General features: G+C 71.2%; 17 protein-coding genes and 1 pseudogene. 8 read left to right on the top strand and 10 right to left on the bottom strand.

All coding sequences use genetic code 11. The features are described from left to right. Nucleotides 1-19: 19 nt before the first annotated feature. On the bottom strand, nt 20-1,240 hold the full coding sequence (locus tag ACZ4E1_RS14575; RefSeq protein ID WP_467539315.1) for an epoxide hydrolase family protein: 1,221 nt from the start codon (nt 1,238-1,240) through the stop codon (nt 20-22). A gap of 101 nt (nt 1,241-1,341) precedes the next feature. On the opposite strand from ACZ4E1_RS14575, the gene ACZ4E1_RS14570 reads away from it, so the two are divergent. Beyond that, the gene (locus ACZ4E1_RS14570; RefSeq protein ID WP_467539313.1) at nt 1,342-1,908 is read left to right on the top strand and encodes a CGNR zinc finger domain-containing protein; all 567 of its coding nucleotides are present in this window, start codon (nt 1,342-1,344) and stop codon (nt 1,906-1,908) included. A gap of 21 nt (nt 1,909-1,929) precedes the next feature. Here the strand turns inward: ACZ4E1_RS14570 and ACZ4E1_RS14565 are convergent, their stop codons facing one another. The 5 genes from ACZ4E1_RS14565 to ACZ4E1_RS14545 all read right to left on the bottom strand — a co-directional run bounded on the left by ACZ4E1_RS14565 (nt 1,930) and on the right by ACZ4E1_RS14545 (nt 7,441). Next, nucleotides 1,930-2,343: a hypothetical protein gene (locus tag ACZ4E1_RS14565; protein WP_467539311.1), complete on the bottom strand. Its 414-nt coding sequence runs from the start codon at nt 2,341-2,343 to the stop codon at nt 1,930-1,932. Between the two features lie 131 nt (nt 2,344-2,474). Further along, complete coding sequence (locus ACZ4E1_RS14560) at nt 2,475-3,788, bottom strand: hypothetical protein (protein ID WP_467539310.1); 1,314 nt, start codon at nt 3,786-3,788, stop codon at nt 2,475-2,477. Beyond that, nucleotides 3,778-5,880 (bottom strand): hypothetical protein, encoded by a 2,103-nt coding sequence (locus ACZ4E1_RS14555; protein ID WP_467539309.1) that lies wholly within the window; start codon nt 5,878-5,880, stop codon nt 3,778-3,780. Before ACZ4E1_RS14555 ends, ACZ4E1_RS14560 begins: the two co-directional genes overlap by 11 nt. 170 nt (nt 5,881-6,050) lie before the next feature. Then, on the bottom strand, nt 6,051-6,491 hold the full coding sequence (locus ACZ4E1_RS14550; protein WP_467539306.1) for a MarR family winged helix-turn-helix transcriptional regulator: 441 nt from the start codon (nt 6,489-6,491) through the stop codon (nt 6,051-6,053). Nucleotides 6,492-6,559: 68 nt separating this feature from the next. Next, the gene (locus tag ACZ4E1_RS14545; RefSeq protein ID WP_467539304.1) at nt 6,560-7,441 is read right to left on the bottom strand and encodes an NmrA/HSCARG family protein; all 882 of its coding nucleotides are present in this window, start codon (nt 7,439-7,441) and stop codon (nt 6,560-6,562) included. A gap of 103 nt (nt 7,442-7,544) precedes the next feature. On the opposite strand from ACZ4E1_RS14545, the pseudogene ACZ4E1_RS14540 reads away from it, so the two are divergent. Continuing rightward, nucleotides 7,545-8,098, top strand: a pseudogene (locus ACZ4E1_RS14540) (MarR family winged helix-turn-helix transcriptional regulator). Here ACZ4E1_RS14540 and ACZ4E1_RS14535 read toward each other — a convergent pair. Further along, a complete protein-coding gene (locus tag ACZ4E1_RS14535) occupies nt 8,088-8,477 on the bottom strand; it encodes a YrdB family protein (RefSeq protein ID WP_467539302.1) in 390 nt (129 codons plus the stop codon). The pseudogene ACZ4E1_RS14540 and the gene ACZ4E1_RS14535 sit on opposite strands and share 11 nt — an antisense overlap. A gap of 143 nt (nt 8,478-8,620) precedes the next feature. Next, nucleotides 8,621-9,256, bottom strand: a complete 636-nt coding sequence (locus ACZ4E1_RS14530) for a TetR/AcrR family transcriptional regulator (RefSeq protein ID WP_467539300.1) — start codon at nt 9,254-9,256, stop codon at nt 8,621-8,623. Between the two features lie 216 nt (nt 9,257-9,472). On the opposite strand from ACZ4E1_RS14530, the gene ACZ4E1_RS14525 reads away from it, so the two are divergent. Beyond that, nucleotides 9,473-10,243, top strand: a complete 771-nt coding sequence (locus tag ACZ4E1_RS14525; protein WP_467539298.1) for a hypothetical protein — start codon at nt 9,473-9,475, stop codon at nt 10,241-10,243. A gap of 73 nt (nt 10,244-10,316) precedes the next feature. On the opposite strand, the gene ACZ4E1_RS14520 is transcribed toward ACZ4E1_RS14525, so the two are convergent. Beyond that, entirely contained in the window at nt 10,317-10,850 is a 534-nt protein-coding gene (locus ACZ4E1_RS14520) for a TerD family protein (protein WP_467539297.1), read from the bottom strand. A 211-nt stretch (nt 10,851-11,061) separates the two neighbouring features. Between ACZ4E1_RS14520 and ACZ4E1_RS14515 the strand changes: the two genes are divergently transcribed. Then, nucleotides 11,062-11,328, top strand: coding sequence for a hypothetical protein (locus ACZ4E1_RS14515; RefSeq protein ID WP_467539295.1), 267 nt, complete (start codon nt 11,062-11,064; stop codon nt 11,326-11,328). 32 nt (nt 11,329-11,360) lie between these two features. Continuing rightward, entirely contained in the window at nt 11,361-12,107 is a 747-nt protein-coding gene (locus ACZ4E1_RS14510) for a hypothetical protein (protein WP_467539292.1), read from the top strand. Nucleotides 12,108-12,392: 285 nt separating this feature from the next. On the opposite strand, the gene ACZ4E1_RS14505 is transcribed toward ACZ4E1_RS14510, so the two are convergent. Continuing rightward, complete coding sequence (locus ACZ4E1_RS14505; RefSeq protein ID WP_467539289.1) at nt 12,393-12,749, bottom strand: hypothetical protein; 357 nt, start codon at nt 12,747-12,749, stop codon at nt 12,393-12,395. Nucleotides 12,750-12,839: 90 nt separating this feature from the next. Between ACZ4E1_RS14505 and ACZ4E1_RS14500 the strand changes: the two genes are divergently transcribed. From ACZ4E1_RS14500 to ACZ4E1_RS14490, 3 genes are all read left to right on the top strand, one after another. After that, nucleotides 12,840-13,103 carry a hypothetical protein gene (locus tag ACZ4E1_RS14500; RefSeq protein ID WP_467539287.1) on the top strand — a complete coding sequence of 88 codons (264 nt, stop codon included), beginning with the start codon at nt 12,840-12,842 and terminating at the stop codon, nt 13,101-13,103. A 266-nt stretch (nt 13,104-13,369) separates the two neighbouring features. Continuing rightward, nucleotides 13,370-14,806, top strand: coding sequence for an FG-GAP and VCBS repeat-containing protein (locus ACZ4E1_RS14495; RefSeq protein ID WP_467539284.1), 1,437 nt, complete (start codon nt 13,370-13,372; stop codon nt 14,804-14,806). A 69-nt stretch (nt 14,807-14,875) separates the two neighbouring features. After that, complete coding sequence (locus ACZ4E1_RS14490) at nt 14,876-16,354, top strand: FG-GAP-like repeat-containing protein (RefSeq protein ID WP_467539281.1); 1,479 nt, start codon at nt 14,876-14,878, stop codon at nt 16,352-16,354. The last annotated feature ends 207 nt before the right edge of the window (nt 16,355-16,561 follow it).

Below are 16,561 nucleotides of genomic sequence, written 5' to 3'. Positions count from 1 at the left end.
TGCGGCGAGGCGCCGCACATCATGACGTCGAACGGGACGAGCCCGGATCGACACCGCCCGCAATCTTTTTCCGAACCGTGCCGAGAACGGCTGTGAGGCCTTCGCGCAGGTCCTTCACGAAGAACTCGGGAACCTCCAGTGACGGAAAGTGTCCCCCGCTGTCGGGCAGGCTCCACCTGACGATCTGCCGGTAGCGTTCCTGCGCCCAGGGGCGCGGGCACTTCTCGACGTCGCGGGGGTACGCGGTGATGGCTGACGGGACGTCGACCCTCAGTTCGGGGTCCAGCGAGTTGTGGCTCTCGTAGTAGATGCGGGCGGCGGACGCGCCGGTTCGGGTCAGCCAGTACAGGGTGACGTTGTCGAGGATGCGGTCGCGGGACATGGTCTCGAACGGGCTGTCTTCGGTGTCCGACCACTCGGCGAACTTGTCGAGGATCCAGGCGAGCAGTCCGACGGGTGAGTCGACGAGCGAGTAGCCGATGGTCTGCGGTCGGGTCGCCTGCTGCTTCGCGTAGGCCGCACGGTGGCGCCAGAAGTCGCGGGTATCCTCGGCCCATTGACGCTCGGTCTCCGTCAGCCCGTCCGTCGTCAGTCCGGGCGGTCCCTCCGCGAAGGTGGTGTGGATGCCGAGGACGTTCTCCGGGAACCTGCCGGCGAGGACCGTGGTGATGTTGCCTCCCCAGTCGCCGCCGTGGGCGGCGAACCTGCGGTAGCCGAGCCGGCCCATCAGTTCCACCCAGGCGGCAGCGATCTTTTCGGTTCCCCAGCCGACGGTGGCCGGTTTGTCGCTGTAGCCGAAGCCCGGCAGCGACGGGACCACGACGTGGAACGCCGACGCGTCCTCGTCCTTCGGATCCGCCAGCTCGTCCACGATGTGGCTGAACCGGGCGATGCTGTCCGGCCAGCCGTGTGTGAGGAGCAGCGGAGTGGCGTCCGCCCGCGCTGATCGGCGATGCAGGAAGTGGATTCCCAGGCCGTCGATGGTCGTACGGAACTGGCCGATCCGGTGGAGGCGTTCCTCGAACGCCCGCCAGTCGTACCCGGTGCGCCAGTAGTCCACGACGTCGACGAGGTCCGCGAGCGGCACGCCCTGCTCCCATCGCCGGGGGCCGGGTGGGGCGTCATGAACGGTCTCGGGCTCCGGTAGTCGCGCCGCGGCCAGTCGCGCGCGCAGATCGTCGAGGTCGGCGTCAGTCGCGTGCGCTTCAAATGCCTGCACGGTGCTGGTGGGACGGGGCATGGGACCTCCTGGCCGTCGCGAGCCGGCTGCGACCGATCGTGAACCGGCTATGACGGTTCTATCTGTCTTCAGGTCAGCACGCAACCAGCTATGGTGGTTCCATGCGTTCGGGATTGCCTGACTTCCGCCTCGGTACCGTGCTGGCGACGAGCTTCACGGGGACCCTCTCGGAGCGTCATGGCGACGCGTTGGAGCGCATCCCCACACCGCAGCGACTCGTCGACTGGCTGGCGGTGTACGGCTTGGCCGTGGACTCCTGCACCACCACTCAGCTCGAACTGGCCCGGGAACTGCGGGAGTCGATCCACGCCGCCGCGACAGCGGCCGCTGTCCAGGAGCCTCTCCCTGCGGCTGCCGTCCACGTCATCAATGACCGCAGCGCTCAGGGGCGGGCAGCGGCCACCCTGACGCCCGAGGGCCGGCGGCAATGGCTGCTGCGCTCGGCTTCCCGCGTGGAGGACGCCCTGAGCGTGATCGCCGCCGACGCGATCAGCATCATCGCCGGCGAACGCGACGGAAGGCTGGCCTTGTGCGCGTCACCGACCTGCCGAGCCGCCTTCTTCGACACCAGCCGAAGCCGCACCCGAAGATGGTGCGACATGAACACCTGCGGAAACCGCCACAAGAAGGCGCGCTTCAACGCCAATCGAGGCAAGGAACTCGCGTAGGAGGCGGCGCGGCTCTTTCCGTCAGCCAGGGTTCGCCCTGGTGAGGAACCGAGCCAACACAGCCACACCGGTGGGCAGCGCGACAAGGTAGCCGACCAGGAATCCAACGTCCGGATCAATCACCGCATGAAAGGTCCAGTTGACTGCTGCGGCCACGAGCAGCAATACGGCTACCAGGGCCACGAGAGCGGCGACAGCAGCGAGGCGACGCGGCGGGCCCGCTCCGCGGTACAGCTCCGCCGCAGGCTCGACCACGAACACGCCCGTCACGAGGACCACGAAGTCAGTGTCGGGCAGCCACCCGAACGGCCACCCCACCAGAGCGACCACCCCGGAGACAGCGAGGGCGGCCAGCTCCAGACCGATGGTGGACACGACCGGGCCCCATGCGGAACGCCGGACCGAGCCGCTCCCACCGTCCTCGTCATCGGCCACATCGTCAGAGTAGCGATCGGCCGGGCGAACGTCGCCTCATGTGTCAACTCCGACTGCAACAAGCCGAGTTCGCACAGCACGTCACCCTCGAGTCGAGTCCTCTCTCGTCGCGGCAGGAACCCCCGCCCGGGTCAGTCGTCCTGGTCGGCCGCGGCGGCAGCGCTGCGCGCACGGCTGAACTCGCCCGTCGTCACCCGGGAGGCGAGGGTGTCGTCGGGGCCCGCGAGCAGGGAGCCGTAGCCGGTCGCGGCCCAGAGGCTGCGGGCGGCCGGGACTTCGAAGTAGGGGACGGTGCGGCCCCGGTCGGTGACGGCGAGGACCTGCGGGGAGCGGCGCCCGCGCAGAGCCTGGTCGCAGTCCCGGCAGACCGCCACGTCGGCGCGCTCACGGCGGCCGACGGGACGCCAGACCGTGCGGCGGACCGCGGTGCCGTGCAGCGGGTCGAAGAAGCAGAGCGGCAGCGCGGCGCCGCCCGCCAGGGCGGACCGGCCCTCCGCGACGAGGGCCAGCACACCCACCAGGTCCGGCAGGCCGTCGGCGGCGTCCAGGACCCGTCCCGCCGCGTCGTACGCGTCCAGCGCCCGGGTCAGACCGGGTGTGCGGGTCCCGTCGCTCCGCTCCACTGCCTCGCCGAGTGCGAGCAGTTCGGCGGCTGCCCGGCGCCGCACGGCCGCCTCGTCGGCGCTGCGCTCGGCGGCGAACACCGCGTCGGGGAAGCTGAACGCCGTGCGGCGCGGCCTCCGGCGGCGGACCAGGACGAACCCGGCCGCCCCCGCGACCGTGACGGCCGCCGCCCCGGCCACGAGCACGGGCGTGGTCGCGCCGGAGGAGGAGCCGTCGGCCTGTGCGTCCGGGGCGGGTCGCGCCGAGGCCTCCCGGTCGATGCGTGCTGTCTCGCGCTTGTAGGCCTGCGTGCCGGTGCCGTCGTCGATGAGCTGGACGGCCTTGCCGATCCGTGCGGCGAGGCCCGCCTCCTTGAGCTCCTCCATGAAGCCGACCGCCGCGGCTGCGTCCCGGGCCTGGTGGACGCCGGCGGGCCACTCGGTGCCCTTGAGCCAGGAGCCGTAGTCGTCGTTCGTGATGAGGATCAGGTCGGAGTCGCCGAGCCGTTCCCTGAGCACCGAGGCGAGGGAGTCGGAGCTGCCGCCGAAGGAGTCGCCTTTCTTCAGTGGGACCAGGGCGACCTTGATCGGCAGGCCCGTCGCGGCGATCCGGTCGGCCAGGTCCTTCTGCTGGGCCGGGGTGACAGCCGCGGCGTAGGCCCGGTCGACGTAGACCGGGTCCCTCTCCAGGGCGTCGGCGATCGTGCGCGCCGATGGTGCGTCGGTGGACCGGGGCGCGGCGGGCTGGGCGGACGCTGCCGTGCCGCCCCCGAGCAGGAGCGCACAGGCCAGGATCAGAGGGGCGAGCAGGGCGCGCGGCCGTGCCGTTCGGTCACTGGACACTGGCGGACTCCCTGGCCCTGGAGATGAGCTTTTCGATGCCGTCCCGGGCGGCGGGCAGCACATCGCCCGCCCGGTCCCACGCCTCGGGGGCGTCCTGCCCGCGCACGGGCAGACGCAGCAGTCGCCGGGTGGCGGCGCCGTGTTTGTCGTCGCCGCGCAGTTCCTCCCGGCAGGCCCGGCAGAGCCGCGCGGAGCGGGGGCCGGTGCCCGCGTCGACGAGCCAGGCGGGGACGCGGCCCCCGGTGGCCTCGCCGTGCAGCGGGTTGAGCCGGCACAGCGTCGGCCCGGTCCGGCCGTCGAGGGCGGCGAGGCCTGCTCCGGCGAGGATCACGACGGCGGCGAGATCGCCCGGCTCGGCGTTCTCGTCCGGGCGTTCGCCGCCGGTCAGGAGTCCGGCGGCATCGAGGCAGTCCCAGGCGTGGACCCGGCCGGGCGCGTCCTGGGCGGCGTCGGCGAGCCGGCGGGTCAGTTCGCGGACGTCGGTGACGGCCCAGTTGCGCAGCTGCCGGGCGGTGGGCCGTGCGGAGATGTGCCAGGGTTCCGGGCCGACGTCGCCTGTCGCCGTCGGGGCCGGGCGGTCGGTGGTCCGGCGCCGGACCGCCCGGGTGGCGGCGAGGAGCAGCCACAGGAGCGGCAGCAGCAGACCGAGGGCGAGCGCGCCGAGGAACAGGCCGGGCGCGAAGTCGCCGGTGAACAGGGCCGGAAGGCGGGTGTCGTGCACCGGGGGCAGCGCGGTCTCGGGCTCCGCGTCGTCGTAGCCGGAGACCGGCCGGGCGTCGGCGACGGCGTCGAGGGTCCGGTCGAGGCGCTGCCGGACCTGGCGGTCGCCATCGCTGCGGTAGTCCCCGTAGCGCACGGAGTCGGGCAGCGCCCTGAAGCGGCTCGCGGCGTCCCGGCCCGTACCGAAGGTCGCCAGGGAGATCTGGCTGGTGACGGGGTCGAACAGGACGTAGACGCCGTCGTGCCCGGTACTCCGGTGGATCCCTGCGAGCAGCAGGTCCGCGTCGCCCTCCGTCTCGTCGTCGGTGTCGCTGACGGCGATGAGGAGATGGACCGGGCCGTTCTGCTTCAGGCCGGCCATCCGGTGCAGGATCGCGGTCCGGTCGGCGCCCGTCAGTACGTCCGCGGTCCAAGGGGCCTGGTAGAGGGGACCGTCGGTGAGGGCCGCGCTGGCCTCACGCACGCGCGCGTCGAGGTCGGCGCGGGTGATGTGCACGTCGGGGCCGTCGACGGTCTGCGGGAAGACGGCGGGGGCGGCGAGCACGACGGCGGCGAGCGCACCGGCGGTGGCCACGGCGGTGACGGGCAGCACGCCGCGGCGCCGCGGCGGCCCGGGCTCCGCTCCGGGGCGCCCCCGGGTGGCCCCGCCGGAGGACTTGGCCAGGGAGACGGTCGTCTTCGGGCGGCCGGTGCCCGGGCCCCGGCGGCGGGACAGCCGGATGCCCAGCGCGAGCACGAGACCGGGGACGAGGACCGTGGCCGTGCCGAGGAGCAGGTTCTGGTTCTGCCGGTCGACGGGGCCGATGTACGCCTCCGGCCGGCCGTCCGCGCGGTACCGGGCGTACAGCGCGTCGGCCCGGGCCCGGGCGCGCCCGGGGCTCAGCGCCACGGTGTCGGCGAAGGTCTTGAAGGAGACGAGCGGGCCCGCGCCGGTCGGCGTCCCGTAGAGCGCCGCGCGGGCGCCCTCCTCGGCGGGGGCGGCGACGCCGAACGCGGCGGCGTCGATCGAACCGTGGTCGCCGATCAGCACGTACAGGCCGTCCTTGCCGAGCCGGTCGTGCACGCGCGCGAGCAGTGTCTCGTCGCCGGCCGGGAGGGCGAGTACGTAGGTGGGGACGCCGGTGCGGTGGGCGATGCGGGCGATCTGCGGGGCGAGCGAGCGCGGGAGCTCCCGGGGCCGGTCGGCCGCCACGTACACGGGGTCCCTGCGCAGTTCGACGGCCAGCCGTTCGGCCTGGGTCGTCGCCGGGCCGTCCGCGGGCCGTCCGGCCGCAGCCGCCGGGCCCGTGCCCACGCCGACCAAGGCCGCTGACGCGACCAGGAGTCCGGCAAGGGGACGGAGCGCTCTGCCCGCCATCGTCCGTGTCCGCATCCGCGCCTCCCCCGCCGTTCGGTCGGCCACTCTACCTGCGGGTCTGCACCCGGCGGCACGGGCCGGGACGGGAATCCCGCCCGAGCGTGCGCACCTGTGCGGATACGGCTTCGTACCGCCGGCGCGGCATGCACGGGGTCCGACACGATGTTCGCGGGGACGGAGCGCATCTACATGCTGGGGCGTGCTGCCTCGTGGTCGGCACCTTCTGCCGTTTCGAGGTTCCGCGTCATGCGTTCCAGGACGAGGACGGCCGTGCGGTACTCGTCCGGGGAGATGCCGGTGGTGGACAGCTCGCGGAACGCGTCGACGCGTTCGGCGACGTGGGCCAGGCGCTGTCGGCCACCGGGGGTGAGGGCGAGCCGGCCCGGTGCGGGGCGGGTCGCCCAGCCGTCGGCGATCACCGAGTCGACGGCTGCGATCAGCGCGGGGAGGTCGGCGTTCGCGGCGAGGACCGACCGGACTTCGGCGTCGGTGGCCTGCGGGGTGTCGTGGATGACGTTGAGGACCTGCCAGGCGGTCCGGGTGAGGCCGAATTCCTCCATCATGCCGTTCATGGAGTGGGTGAGGGCTTTGTCGGTGCGGTTGAGCCAGTAGCCGATGGGCTTCATGAAGGTGGGCCTTCAGCGGTGGGGCCGGGTAGGTGTGCGGCATCGATCGGCCGGGGCCGCAAGTGAGTTCAGTGGTGCGCGGGCGCGGACGCGAGGAGGTCGGTCCAGTCCTGGCCGGCGGCCCAGTCGGTGAAGCTGTGCCAGCCGACTTCGGGGTAGTCACGGCGCAGACCGGTGACGTCGACATCGAGGCCCGAGGTGGTGAAGTACCCGAACATGGCGGCCAGGTCGGCGGACCGGGTCCGCACAAAGTCCAGAGGCACCTCCTGGTGACCGATCGGGCGGCCGGTCGCCACCGCGAGGATCTCCGCCATCTCGGCGGGGGTGCGCTCATCGGAAGCGATGTCGATGCGGCGGTGCGCGAACTCGTCGCGGCGCTGAAGGGTCAGTGCCGCGAACGCGCCGATGTCGGTGGCGGGGATGAGAGTGAGAGGCGTGTCGGCGGGCATGGGCCAGGCGAACGTGCCCTCGCGCAGCCCCTCCAGGGTCCATCCGCTCGCGTAGTTGTCCATGAACGCGGCGGGGGCGATCACCGTCCAGGGCACTCCGGCCTCGCGCAGGTGCCGCTCGACCAGGTGCTTGCTCTCGTAGTGCGGGACACCGGTGCCGCGGTCGGCGTGGGCGGCGGAGGTGAAGACGACATGCCTGAGGCCGGCGGCTGCCGCGGCGTCGACGAGGGCCTTGCCCTGCCGCGCCTCGGTGTCGGTGTCGGCGCCGAACGGGGTGGTGACCATGAAGAGCGCGTCCGCCCCGGCGAGGGCCGCGTCGAGGGAGACGCGGTCATCGAAGTCGGCACGGCGGACATCGGCTCCGAGGGCTCGCAGGTCGTCGGCGGCGGGCGCATCGGGACTGCGGGTGAGAGCGCGCACCTGGTGACCGGCCGCGAGCAGGGCGCGGGCGGTGGCCCCGCCCTGGGCTCCGGTTGCTCCGGTGACGGCGACGTTGAGCATGGTTCCTCCAGGGATAAAGTAGCTGCGTGACGCATTGACTGCGTTACACAGTAGATTATCCGAGACTCCTGCGCCGCGCAGCAAAATAAGGAGCGTGATCCAGATGACAGAGTCGCGGCGGACCCGGCTGTACGACGCGTTGTCGAGGGAGTCCCGCCGCTACCTGGCGGCGTACGTCCTGTTCAACCAGGCCGTCGCCGACCATCTCGGTCTGCACCCGACCGATGTGCAATGCCTCAGCCTGCTGACGGCCGAGCCCGGACCGCTCACCGTCCGGCAGATCGCCGACATGACGGGCCTGACCACAGGCTCTGCCACACGACTGGTCGACCGCCTCGAACGAGAGGGCTACGTGGTCCGCTCCCCCGACCGGCAGGACCGCCGCCGCGTACTGGTCTCCCCGGTGGCGAAGCGCGTCGCCCGCGTCACTGCGGTATGGGACGACCTCGGCCGGGCTTGGCAGGCGCTTCTCGACGGCCACACCGAGGGTGAACTGGAGGCGACACCCGCCACATGCGACAGGGGCACGACCTCAGCCACACCCAGATGCAACGCCTGCGCTCCCAGCCCGAGCGGGACCGAGTACGACTACGCGAACAGCCGCGGGCGACCGCCGCCCGCCAACTCCCCGAGCGCCGCCCGGCCTTCAGTGGCTGAGCAGCCAGCCGATCCGGTCGTAGGCGAGGACCTGGTAGCAGACCATGATCCCCAGCATCCAGCGCGCGGCCCGGCGCAGATGGGCGCCGTACAGAGCCGCCACCGCACCGAAGAACACCGCGAGTTCGAGGAGCAGCCGCAGCGGGCCGGGCGTGTGGACGTCACTCTCGCCCGAGCGCGACGGGTCGTCCGGCACAGCAAAGGTGCCCCATATCCAGCCGACGGCTATGGGCAGCAGGACCACCGCGAGCCAACGCCACGGGGACGGGACCGTACGCCAGGCCCAGATGCCGAAGCAGACCAGTGAGGCTATTTCGAGCAGGAAGCGGATGCCGAGCATGACGTCGTTGTTGGCGAGCGCCAGCGTTGCGTGACTCACTGGGGATCCTTCGTCTCAGCAGCCTCAGGCGTGGGCGTGTGGGCACGTGGGTGTGTGGGCGTGTAGGCACGTGAACTTCCAGCCGGCGCCCCCGAGCGCAGGCAACGATCCGACCAGTACGGCCGACGTGCCGACGGACGGGGTCAGGCCGTCTCTGGGCGGGTGATGGTCACGGCCCCTGCCAGTACCTGGTCGACCAGCTTCTCGACGTAGTCGGTGCCGATCGGTGCCCCGGTGATCAGGAGCCGGTAGTAGAGGGCGCCGGCCAGTTGGTCGAAGAGCACCTCGGACGACGCCCCGGGGGGCAGTGCGCCACGTTCGCGGGCGTGGTCGAGCAGGCGGAGCGGCAGGGCGTTGCGCCGGGCGAAGAGGGTGCGTACGGCTTCGCCCACGTCCGGATGCCGGGCGGCGGCCGCCACCAGTTCGGCGACGACGCCGGCGGACCGGTCGGCCTCCCCTGCGGCGTCCCGGCCGACGCGGCGCATCCGGTCGAGGCCGGTCGCGACGGCGGTGAGGTAGACGGTCAGGTCGCGCCGGAGGTCGCCGGTGTCGGCGACCTCCACCTCGTCCTGGATACGGGCGACGAGCGCGACGAGCAGGTGGTCCTTGGAGGGCCACCGGCGGTAGAGCGTCGTCTTGGCCACGGCGGCGCGGGCGGCCACCTCGTCGATGGCGAACCTGTCGTAGCCCCGCTCGGTCAGCAGGTCATGAGCGGCCCGCAGGATCCGCCCGTCGGCGTCCTCACTACGGGGACGGCCTCTGCGAGCCGGGGTGGTCACGGGTCTGCTCCTCGCAGTCGGGGGCGGGCTGACCGCACCGCACCTTTCGATACGACTGTTTCGATATTCAGAGTAGGCAGGGCCGTCCCAATCCACAACAGGCTCCTGACACCCGATCGTGATCCACGGGCGCACAACCCCGTGGAGTTCCCGGCGATCTGAAGGGCGCCGGAGAAAGGTCTCCGGCGCCTTCCGGTACAGAGAATCGGGGATCAGGTGGAGAAGAAGCTCTGGAGAGCGGCCGTGACGGTCGGCGTGGCAGCGGTGTTCACCGGCGTGGCCACGGCGCCGGCCGGGGCGGCCGAGGGCGGGGTCTCGTTCACCCGTGTCCAGGTGAACGGCGGCAAGCCGATCGTGATCGGGGTGTCGAACGAGGTCCGGGCACCCGCCTCCTTCCGGATGGCCACCACCGAGGCATGGGAGTACCCGATGGTGTTCCTGTACCGCGGTGCCGCGAACGGTGGTGATCAGCTGTGGCACTCCATCGACACGAGCGACTGCATCAAAGTGAGCTCGGGCGTCTGCGACTTCAAAGAGACGATGTACTTCGACCCGGGCGAATATGACATGCACAACAGCGAGGCCGGAGCCTGGAAGGTCGGGGCCCGGGTGTTCTTCAAGGGGGACGGTGGTGACACCGACGACGAGGGTCTGACGGTCTCCGTCAAGCGCAACTCCCGCCTGACCGTGAACGCCTCGCCCGAGCCGGTGTCCGCGGGCGGGACCATCACCGTGACCGGGAAGGTGACGCGAGCCAACTGGGAGACCAGGAAGTACGCGTCCTACGGAGGCCGACTGGTGAGCCTGCAGTTCAAGCCCGCCGGAAGCACCTCCTACACCACGGTCAAGAAGGTGTACGCGAACGACTCGGGCGACCTCAGGACGACCGTGAAGGCCCCCGAGACGGGTACGTGGCGCTGGGTGTACTACGGCAACACCACGACCGGGCCGTCGACTTCGGCCGGTGACAACGTCATCGTGCAGTAGCCTCCCGGGGCCGGCCTCCTCTCGTCCTGACCGGCGTCCGGCCCCCTCGGCACGGTCTTCGCGGCCCGGGCCCTCACCCCTCTCCGGGTGCACCCATCTGACGGGGAAACTCGACGGGACCACTGTCGAATCCCTGGATGCGCCCGTGCAGTTCCCACTCCCCTGCCCTGTCACGCCTGAACTCGCCCAAGGTCACCGCGGTAGCGGTGGGCACCGTGGAGAAGTCGTCGGCCATGAGCTCGGAGTACTTCTCCACGATCACCGCGCCCGCGTGCGTGAGGTCCCCGAAGGTGCGCCGACCGCCGTCCTGGTGAATCACCACACCGACCACGACCCGTCCGTAGGACGGTGCCAGCCGGTCCAGTTCCAGGACCATCACCTCGACGAAGCCGAACCCCTGCCCGGTCTCGCTGTGCCGGGTCATGTTGATAGTGCCGTCAGGGGACCTGCTCTCCGTATGCACCACGTACACCGGCGCCCCGTACGGGTCCTCCACGGAATAGGTGGTAGCGACGATGTCGAGGTGACGTGGCGGCTCACCCCAAGGGCTGGGGTCCCAGCGCAGCCGAACCTCCGGCTTGTGCACTCCCGTCCTGATCACGGTCACGAACTGGCTCCTCCCCCACGTCGACGCCACGGCGGTACCTCTCCGCCACGTTCAAGTATCGCCCGTGACCTGGGACTTGACGCTTCCTTCACGGCCTTTTGCCAGCTCTTGCCCGCCGACCGTCGACCTCACACCACAGGCGAGACTTCCTGAACCTGGGACAACTTCACGAAGTTGCCCTAGGTTGACGGGGTCGACGAGAGGGGAAGTCATGGCCGAGAGCGCCGATACCGGCACGCCGCGCGTCCTGCGGATCAGCTTCGAGTTCCACGTCCCGCGCGCCCTGCGGAAGAACATCCACGGCTCCAGGATCAACACCGCCCTGGACACGCTGGCCGGCCGCGTCGTCGGACTCGCCGAGAGCCTCTTCCCCTGGGCCGACAGGGTCTCGGTCCGCAAGGAGTGGCTCTACAACTGGACCGACGAGTGGGAGGACATCAAGCTTCCCGCGACCGAGGACAACACCCCGGCACAGTGACACGTCGATGTTCCGGCAGCAGGAGGATCTTCATGGATGAACAGCCCGTCACCAGCCAGCTGACGCCTCTGCAGGGAGCCCGGGACGGTCAGGTGTACTTCCAGGCGCACGAGGTGAGCGCCATGCTGCGCAACATCGCCGGCGCCTGGTCCTCCTCGTCCGCCGATGGCGACCCGGTGTGGGATTCGCCCGGGCAGGCCCCGGTCACGCTCGACGGACCGACCGTGCAGGTGCTGGCCCAGGTGCTCGCCCGGCAGGCTGACCAGATCGACATGCAGTGCATCTCGATGACCGCCTCCGACCCCACGGAGCCGTCCAGGAGCGGGACGGACGACGCCGGACTCGCCCAGCGGGACGAGCCGGGCGACGGCTCGGCGGCCGATCGCAGCGCTCTGCTCCTCGGGACGGCGGAACGGGTCTTCGCCACGTTCACCGGCCACGGCCATGGCCACGCCCACACCACGGACCTGTCCCGCCAGGTCGTCGAGGTGCTCGCGCAGGCCATCGACGACCCCGCCACGTACGGCGAGCAGTTGGAGGCATTCGCGGAGAAGTTCCGTGAGCGTCTGGAGCGCGCCTACGCCGACTACGGACCCGGCAGCGCTCAAGCCGCCCCGCACGGCCGGTACATACTCGTGGGCCGGCCGGAAGGGCTGATCATCTGGGAGCGGCTGTCCTCGATCCGCTCCCGCATCCGCCTGAAGATCGCCTGGAGCCACAGCGAACTGCCGGTGAGCATGCTGGAGGACATGGCGCAGGCGTGGGGTATGGCCCTGTGACGGCAACGGTGCCAGTCGAGGCACGGCATCGAGGAACTCCACCGTGAAGGCGGAAGAACATCTGGCCAGTGACGACATGGAAGACTTCGAGTGCCGGATATACGTCGCTGCTCCCAGCCGTGATCGGTTGATGGAGCGGGTGGCTGCCGCTCTGCATGTCTCACTCGACGCGGATCACGTGATGACCTTCGGATGTGTCGACGTGGAGTGGACGCACAACGACTATGAGGGCACGGGTGCACGGGACGACTTCCTGAACTGGCACTCGCTCCTCATGTGTCAACCTCACCAGGGCGCTGCGCGCACGGCTGTCGTGTCGGACACGGCAACGATCCTGGAAGCGCTCCGGGCGACCGGCCACCGGGCCGTCCCTGAATGTGACTTCGAGGAGCTGTTGCAGGAGATATCGAGCCCACACACCCGGTAGACCCGGTCGGTCACCTCGAACAGGCCCTGCTTGGCGCAGAGTTGGGCCTGCCGCCACAGGCTCGGGTTGACGGTGGGCGGGCAGTCGGCATCGAGGAAGGCGTACGCGTCGATGCCCCAGACCACCTTGCCGGCGGCGTCCTTGATCACTCGGGGGCTGAGGCGGTCGATCAGGCCTCGGTCGGCGTTGTCGAAGTCGCACCATGAGCGGGGCATGCGCCGGAGCATGCCGCCTCCCGCCACGACGGCAGTGGTACCCAGTCAAGTCGACCGGTCGCCGCCTGGCCCTTCAGGTGGGCCGAATCGGTGATCGTCGCGACTACGGTCCTGGAGGTCGGCGACGGCCCAGCGGCCTTCCGCCTCGCGGGGCAGGGCGACAAGTCTGGGCGCCGTCCCTGCTCGCAAGGGTCGGTGAGCTGGGCGGGCTCGATGACGTTCACCGGAGTGCACTGCGACTGGCTCTCGACGGCGAGACTTCTCTCGACCGTGCTGGGCCACTTCAATGCGCTGCGCGATTTCTACCGTGCCGCATCCCGGCGCCAGCTTCTGGTCGTGCTCTGGTGGGACTGACGCGCCCGACGCCACCACGCCAACTCGCGCCGGAGACTGGCACATCACAGGAACTCCCACCCAAGAGCTGCCCGATACTCACGCCCGTCGAGAAGCCCGGCACGCGCCTGCCCCACGCACGGCGGCGACGCACGTCTCCCTGCGCGACGTCCACGAAGTCGTGTTCATCAGGCCGCCACTTCCACGCAACCCTTCGTACGCCACGTGAGTCACATCCCCGGAAGCTCTTCCATCTCAGTTCCCCCGGCTACTACAGGAGTTCCTCCGTGCGTGTACGTACCCTCGCCGCCATCGCCGCCGTCGCGGCACTCACCGCCGCCGGTGTGACCCTGCCGCTCGCCGGGAGCGCCGCGGCCGTCGCTGCTCCGCGGTTCGACTTCAACGGCGACGGCTACGCGGACATCGCGGTCGGCATGCCGGACGCCACGGTGAACGGCAAGGCCAAGGCCGGCTATGTCAGCGTGATCTTCGGTGGTCCGCAGAGCCCGAGCCAGTCCACCGGTGTCATCAGCCAGGCCGAGGCCGGGATACCCGGGACGCCCGAGGCGGGCGACCGCTTCGGCTCTTCCCTGGCGGTCGTGGACGTGGACGGCGACGGTCGCTCCGAACTGGTCGTCGGCGCGAGCGGCGAGTCGCTCACCTCCGACCAGCTCCAGGACGAGGGCACCATCACCGTCCTGGACAACTCGGAGTGGAACCTCAAGGGCACCACCGTGGCGAGGGGCACGTCCGGGTTCAGCGGGATCGGCAGCACCATCGCCACGGGCGACTACGACGGCGACGGCGACATCGACCTCGCGTACGGCGAGAACGGCGAGGAGCACGGGTCACTGCGGTTCCGCCCGGGCCCGCTCACCGCCGACCCGGTGACCACCACGACCCTGCGCACCTACAGCATGGGCGGGCGCACCGACGACCTGGCCACCGGCGACTTCGACGGCGACGGCCGGGACGACCTCGCCACCACCTGGAGGGGGATGGAGCAGTACGGCACCTTCATCACCCGCTGGGACGGCCAGTCCGGCCCCGCCCAGTGGTGGTCCGACATCGACCACGGAAAGTCGCTCGCCGTCGCGGACTTCGACCAGGACGGCACGGACGACCTCGCGGTCGGCTCCATCCAGCCCAACTTCGAGGCGGACCACACCTACTGCGAGGACCTGGCCGGCGGGGCGGTGCTCCTTCTCCACGGTTCGAAGGCCGGCGAGTTCGGCACCAAGTTCCAGTGCGTCAACCAGGACAGCCCGGGGGTCGGCGGTGCCGCCGAGGCGGGCGACGACTTCGGCGCCTCGCTGGCCGCGGGCGACCTGACCGGCGACGGCCGTCCGGAACTGGTGGTCGGCGTGCCCGGCGAGGACGTGGGCACGGTCAAGGACGCGGGCGGCTACGTCACCCTGAACGGCACGGACCAGGGCCTGAACGGCGGTCTGGCGCGCAGCCAGAGCACCCCGAACATGCCGGGCACGGCCGAGGCCGGCGACCGTTTCGGCGCCCAGGTGGCCGTCGGCGACTACAACCGCGACGGGCTGCGGGACACCGCGGTGAGCGCGCCCGGCGAGAACGCCGGTGAGCGCAGGTCCGGTGGTGTCTGGTTCGCGCCGAGCAGCACGCAGGAGACGTACCCGCTGGGCAAGTCGCTGACTCCGTTCGGCTTCGCGCTGCCCGACGGAGCCATCAAGTACGGCCAGGTACTGGGGCTCTAGGCATCCGCCCACCCCCCATTCGCCCCGAGCACGTGAACTGCCTTTCCATCCACACGATTTGGAGTACCAGTGCGCCCCGTACGCAGTAAGAGACTCTCCGCCGTCCTGCTCGGCGCCGCCACCGTCCTCGCGTCGGCGGGGCTCGCCACCCCGGCAGGCGCGGCGTCCGCGACGGCCGTCCAGGGCCCCGACTTCAACGGTGACGGGTACGCGGACGCCGTGGTCGGCGTGTACCGGGGGGACCTGGACGGCAAGAAGTCCGCGGGCTACCTGCACGTGCTCTACGGCGGCCCGGGCGGCGCCGGTACGTCCACCGCCACTGTCAGCCAGGACAGCCCGGGGGTCCCCGGCACCAGCGAGGACAACGACCGGTTCGGCAGTTCCGTGGCGACCGCCGACGTGGACGGCGACGGCCTCACCGACGTCGTCGTCGGGGCACCCGGCGAGGACGTGGGCGACACGGCGAAGGACCACGGCTCCGTGGTCGTTCTGTACGGCTCGTCCAGCGGCCACTTCGAGCGCGGCCGGACCATCGCTCAGGGCCCGGCGGGCGGCGGCGCGGGCGCCTCGCTCGCCGTGGGCGACTTCACCCGGGACGGCGCCGTGGACGTGGCGGTGGGTCTGACCCACGGGGAGTTCGGCGAAGTGACCCTGCGGCCGGGTCCGTTCACCGTGGACAAGCCGCTGACGCACCTGCTCGACACCGGCTTCGGCGGCACTTCGGGCAGGCTGGCGGCCGGGGACTTCGACGGCGACGGCGCCACCGAGCTCGCCATCTCCTCGTACTCCAACGACTACTCGCGCACCACCCTGTGGCGCTGGAACGGCGCGGCCCTGCAGGAGTACTGGAGGTCCCCGGCCACCGGCTACGACGTGGCCGCGGGCGACTTCGACGGCGACGGCGTGGACGACCTCGCGCTCGGACACTGCCTGATCATCGCCGAGGCCGACCGGCCCTCCGGAGCCTGCGGCCCCGACGAGCTGGCCAAGGGCGGCAAGGTGCGGGTGTTCTACGGAGGCGGCACGGGCTCCGACTTCGGCACCCGCACCCACACGTTCAGCCAGGACACCCCGGGCGTCGCGGGTACGGCGGAGGAAGAGGACAACTTCGGCATCAGGCTGGCCGCGGGCGATCTCACCGGAGACGGTCGGGACGACTTGGTGGCGGGCACCCCCGCCGAGGCGATCGGCACGACGAGCCGCGCCGGTTCGGCGACGGTCCTGACCTCGGGCCCGGACGGCCTGCTCGACGCCTCGGGCACCGCGACCTCGGCGGCCTGGCGCCAGGGCTCCGGCGGGGTCCCGGGGACGCCGGAGGTCAACGACGAGTTCGGCTCGGCGCTGGCGGTCGCGGACTACGACGGTGACGGCGACGGGGACGTCACGGTCGGCGCCTACAACGAGAACAGCACGGAGTACGAACAGACCCTGAGCACAGGCGGCGTCTGGACCCTGCCGAACGGTGCGGGAACGGGCTCGAAGGCGCTGACGCCTCGGCTGTTCGGGCTGCGGGGAGCGCTGTACTACGGGCAGGTGCTCGGGCGGTGAGACTCCGGTGGTGCGCGCGGCACGGCGACGCCGGTCTGCCCGCACCACCCGTCCGCGCAGCGGCGCGGCGGCTCGTAGGCGAGCACCTCGTGAGTTCGGGACACAGGCCGTCGGAGCGGGGCCGCCCGGGTGATCGGGTGGCCGACTTCGCCGGCCCGGGTGCGGCGCTCGGGCTTTTCGCTCCAGGAGGCGAGACAGTGGGCGGGA

Source organism: Streptomyces sp. NPDC025806 (genome assembly GCF_055558275.1).
This window is presented reverse-complemented; position numbering and strand designations above follow the sequence as displayed.

Bases quoted from the DNA above. Each gene is read 5' to 3' on its own strand.
- ACZ4E1_RS14575 (WP_467539315.1), bottom strand. From the start codon at position 1,240: ATGCCCCGTCCCACCAGCACCGTGCAGGCATTTGAAGCGCACGCGACT.
- ACZ4E1_RS14570 (WP_467539313.1), top strand. From the start codon at position 1,342: ATGCGTTCGGGATTGCCTGACTTCCGCCTCGGTACCGTGCTGGCGACG.
- ACZ4E1_RS14555 (WP_467539309.1), bottom strand. From the start codon at position 5,880: ATGCGGACACGGACGATGGCGGGCAGAGCGCTCCGTCCCCTTGCCGGA.
- ACZ4E1_RS14550 (WP_467539306.1), bottom strand. From the start codon at position 6,491: ATGAAGCCCATCGGCTACTGGCTCAACCGCACCGACAAAGCCCTCACC.
- ACZ4E1_RS14545 (WP_467539304.1), bottom strand. From the start codon at position 7,441: ATGCTCAACGTCGCCGTCACCGGAGCAACCGGAGCCCAGGGCGGGGCC.
- ACZ4E1_RS14515 (WP_467539295.1), top strand. From the start codon at position 11,062: ATGGCCGAGAGCGCCGATACCGGCACGCCGCGCGTCCTGCGGATCAGC.
- ACZ4E1_RS14510 (WP_467539292.1), top strand. From the start codon at position 11,361: ATGGATGAACAGCCCGTCACCAGCCAGCTGACGCCTCTGCAGGGAGCC.
- ACZ4E1_RS14505 (WP_467539289.1), bottom strand. From the start codon at position 12,749: ATGCCCCGCTCATGGTGCGACTTCGACAACGCCGACCGAGGCCTGATC.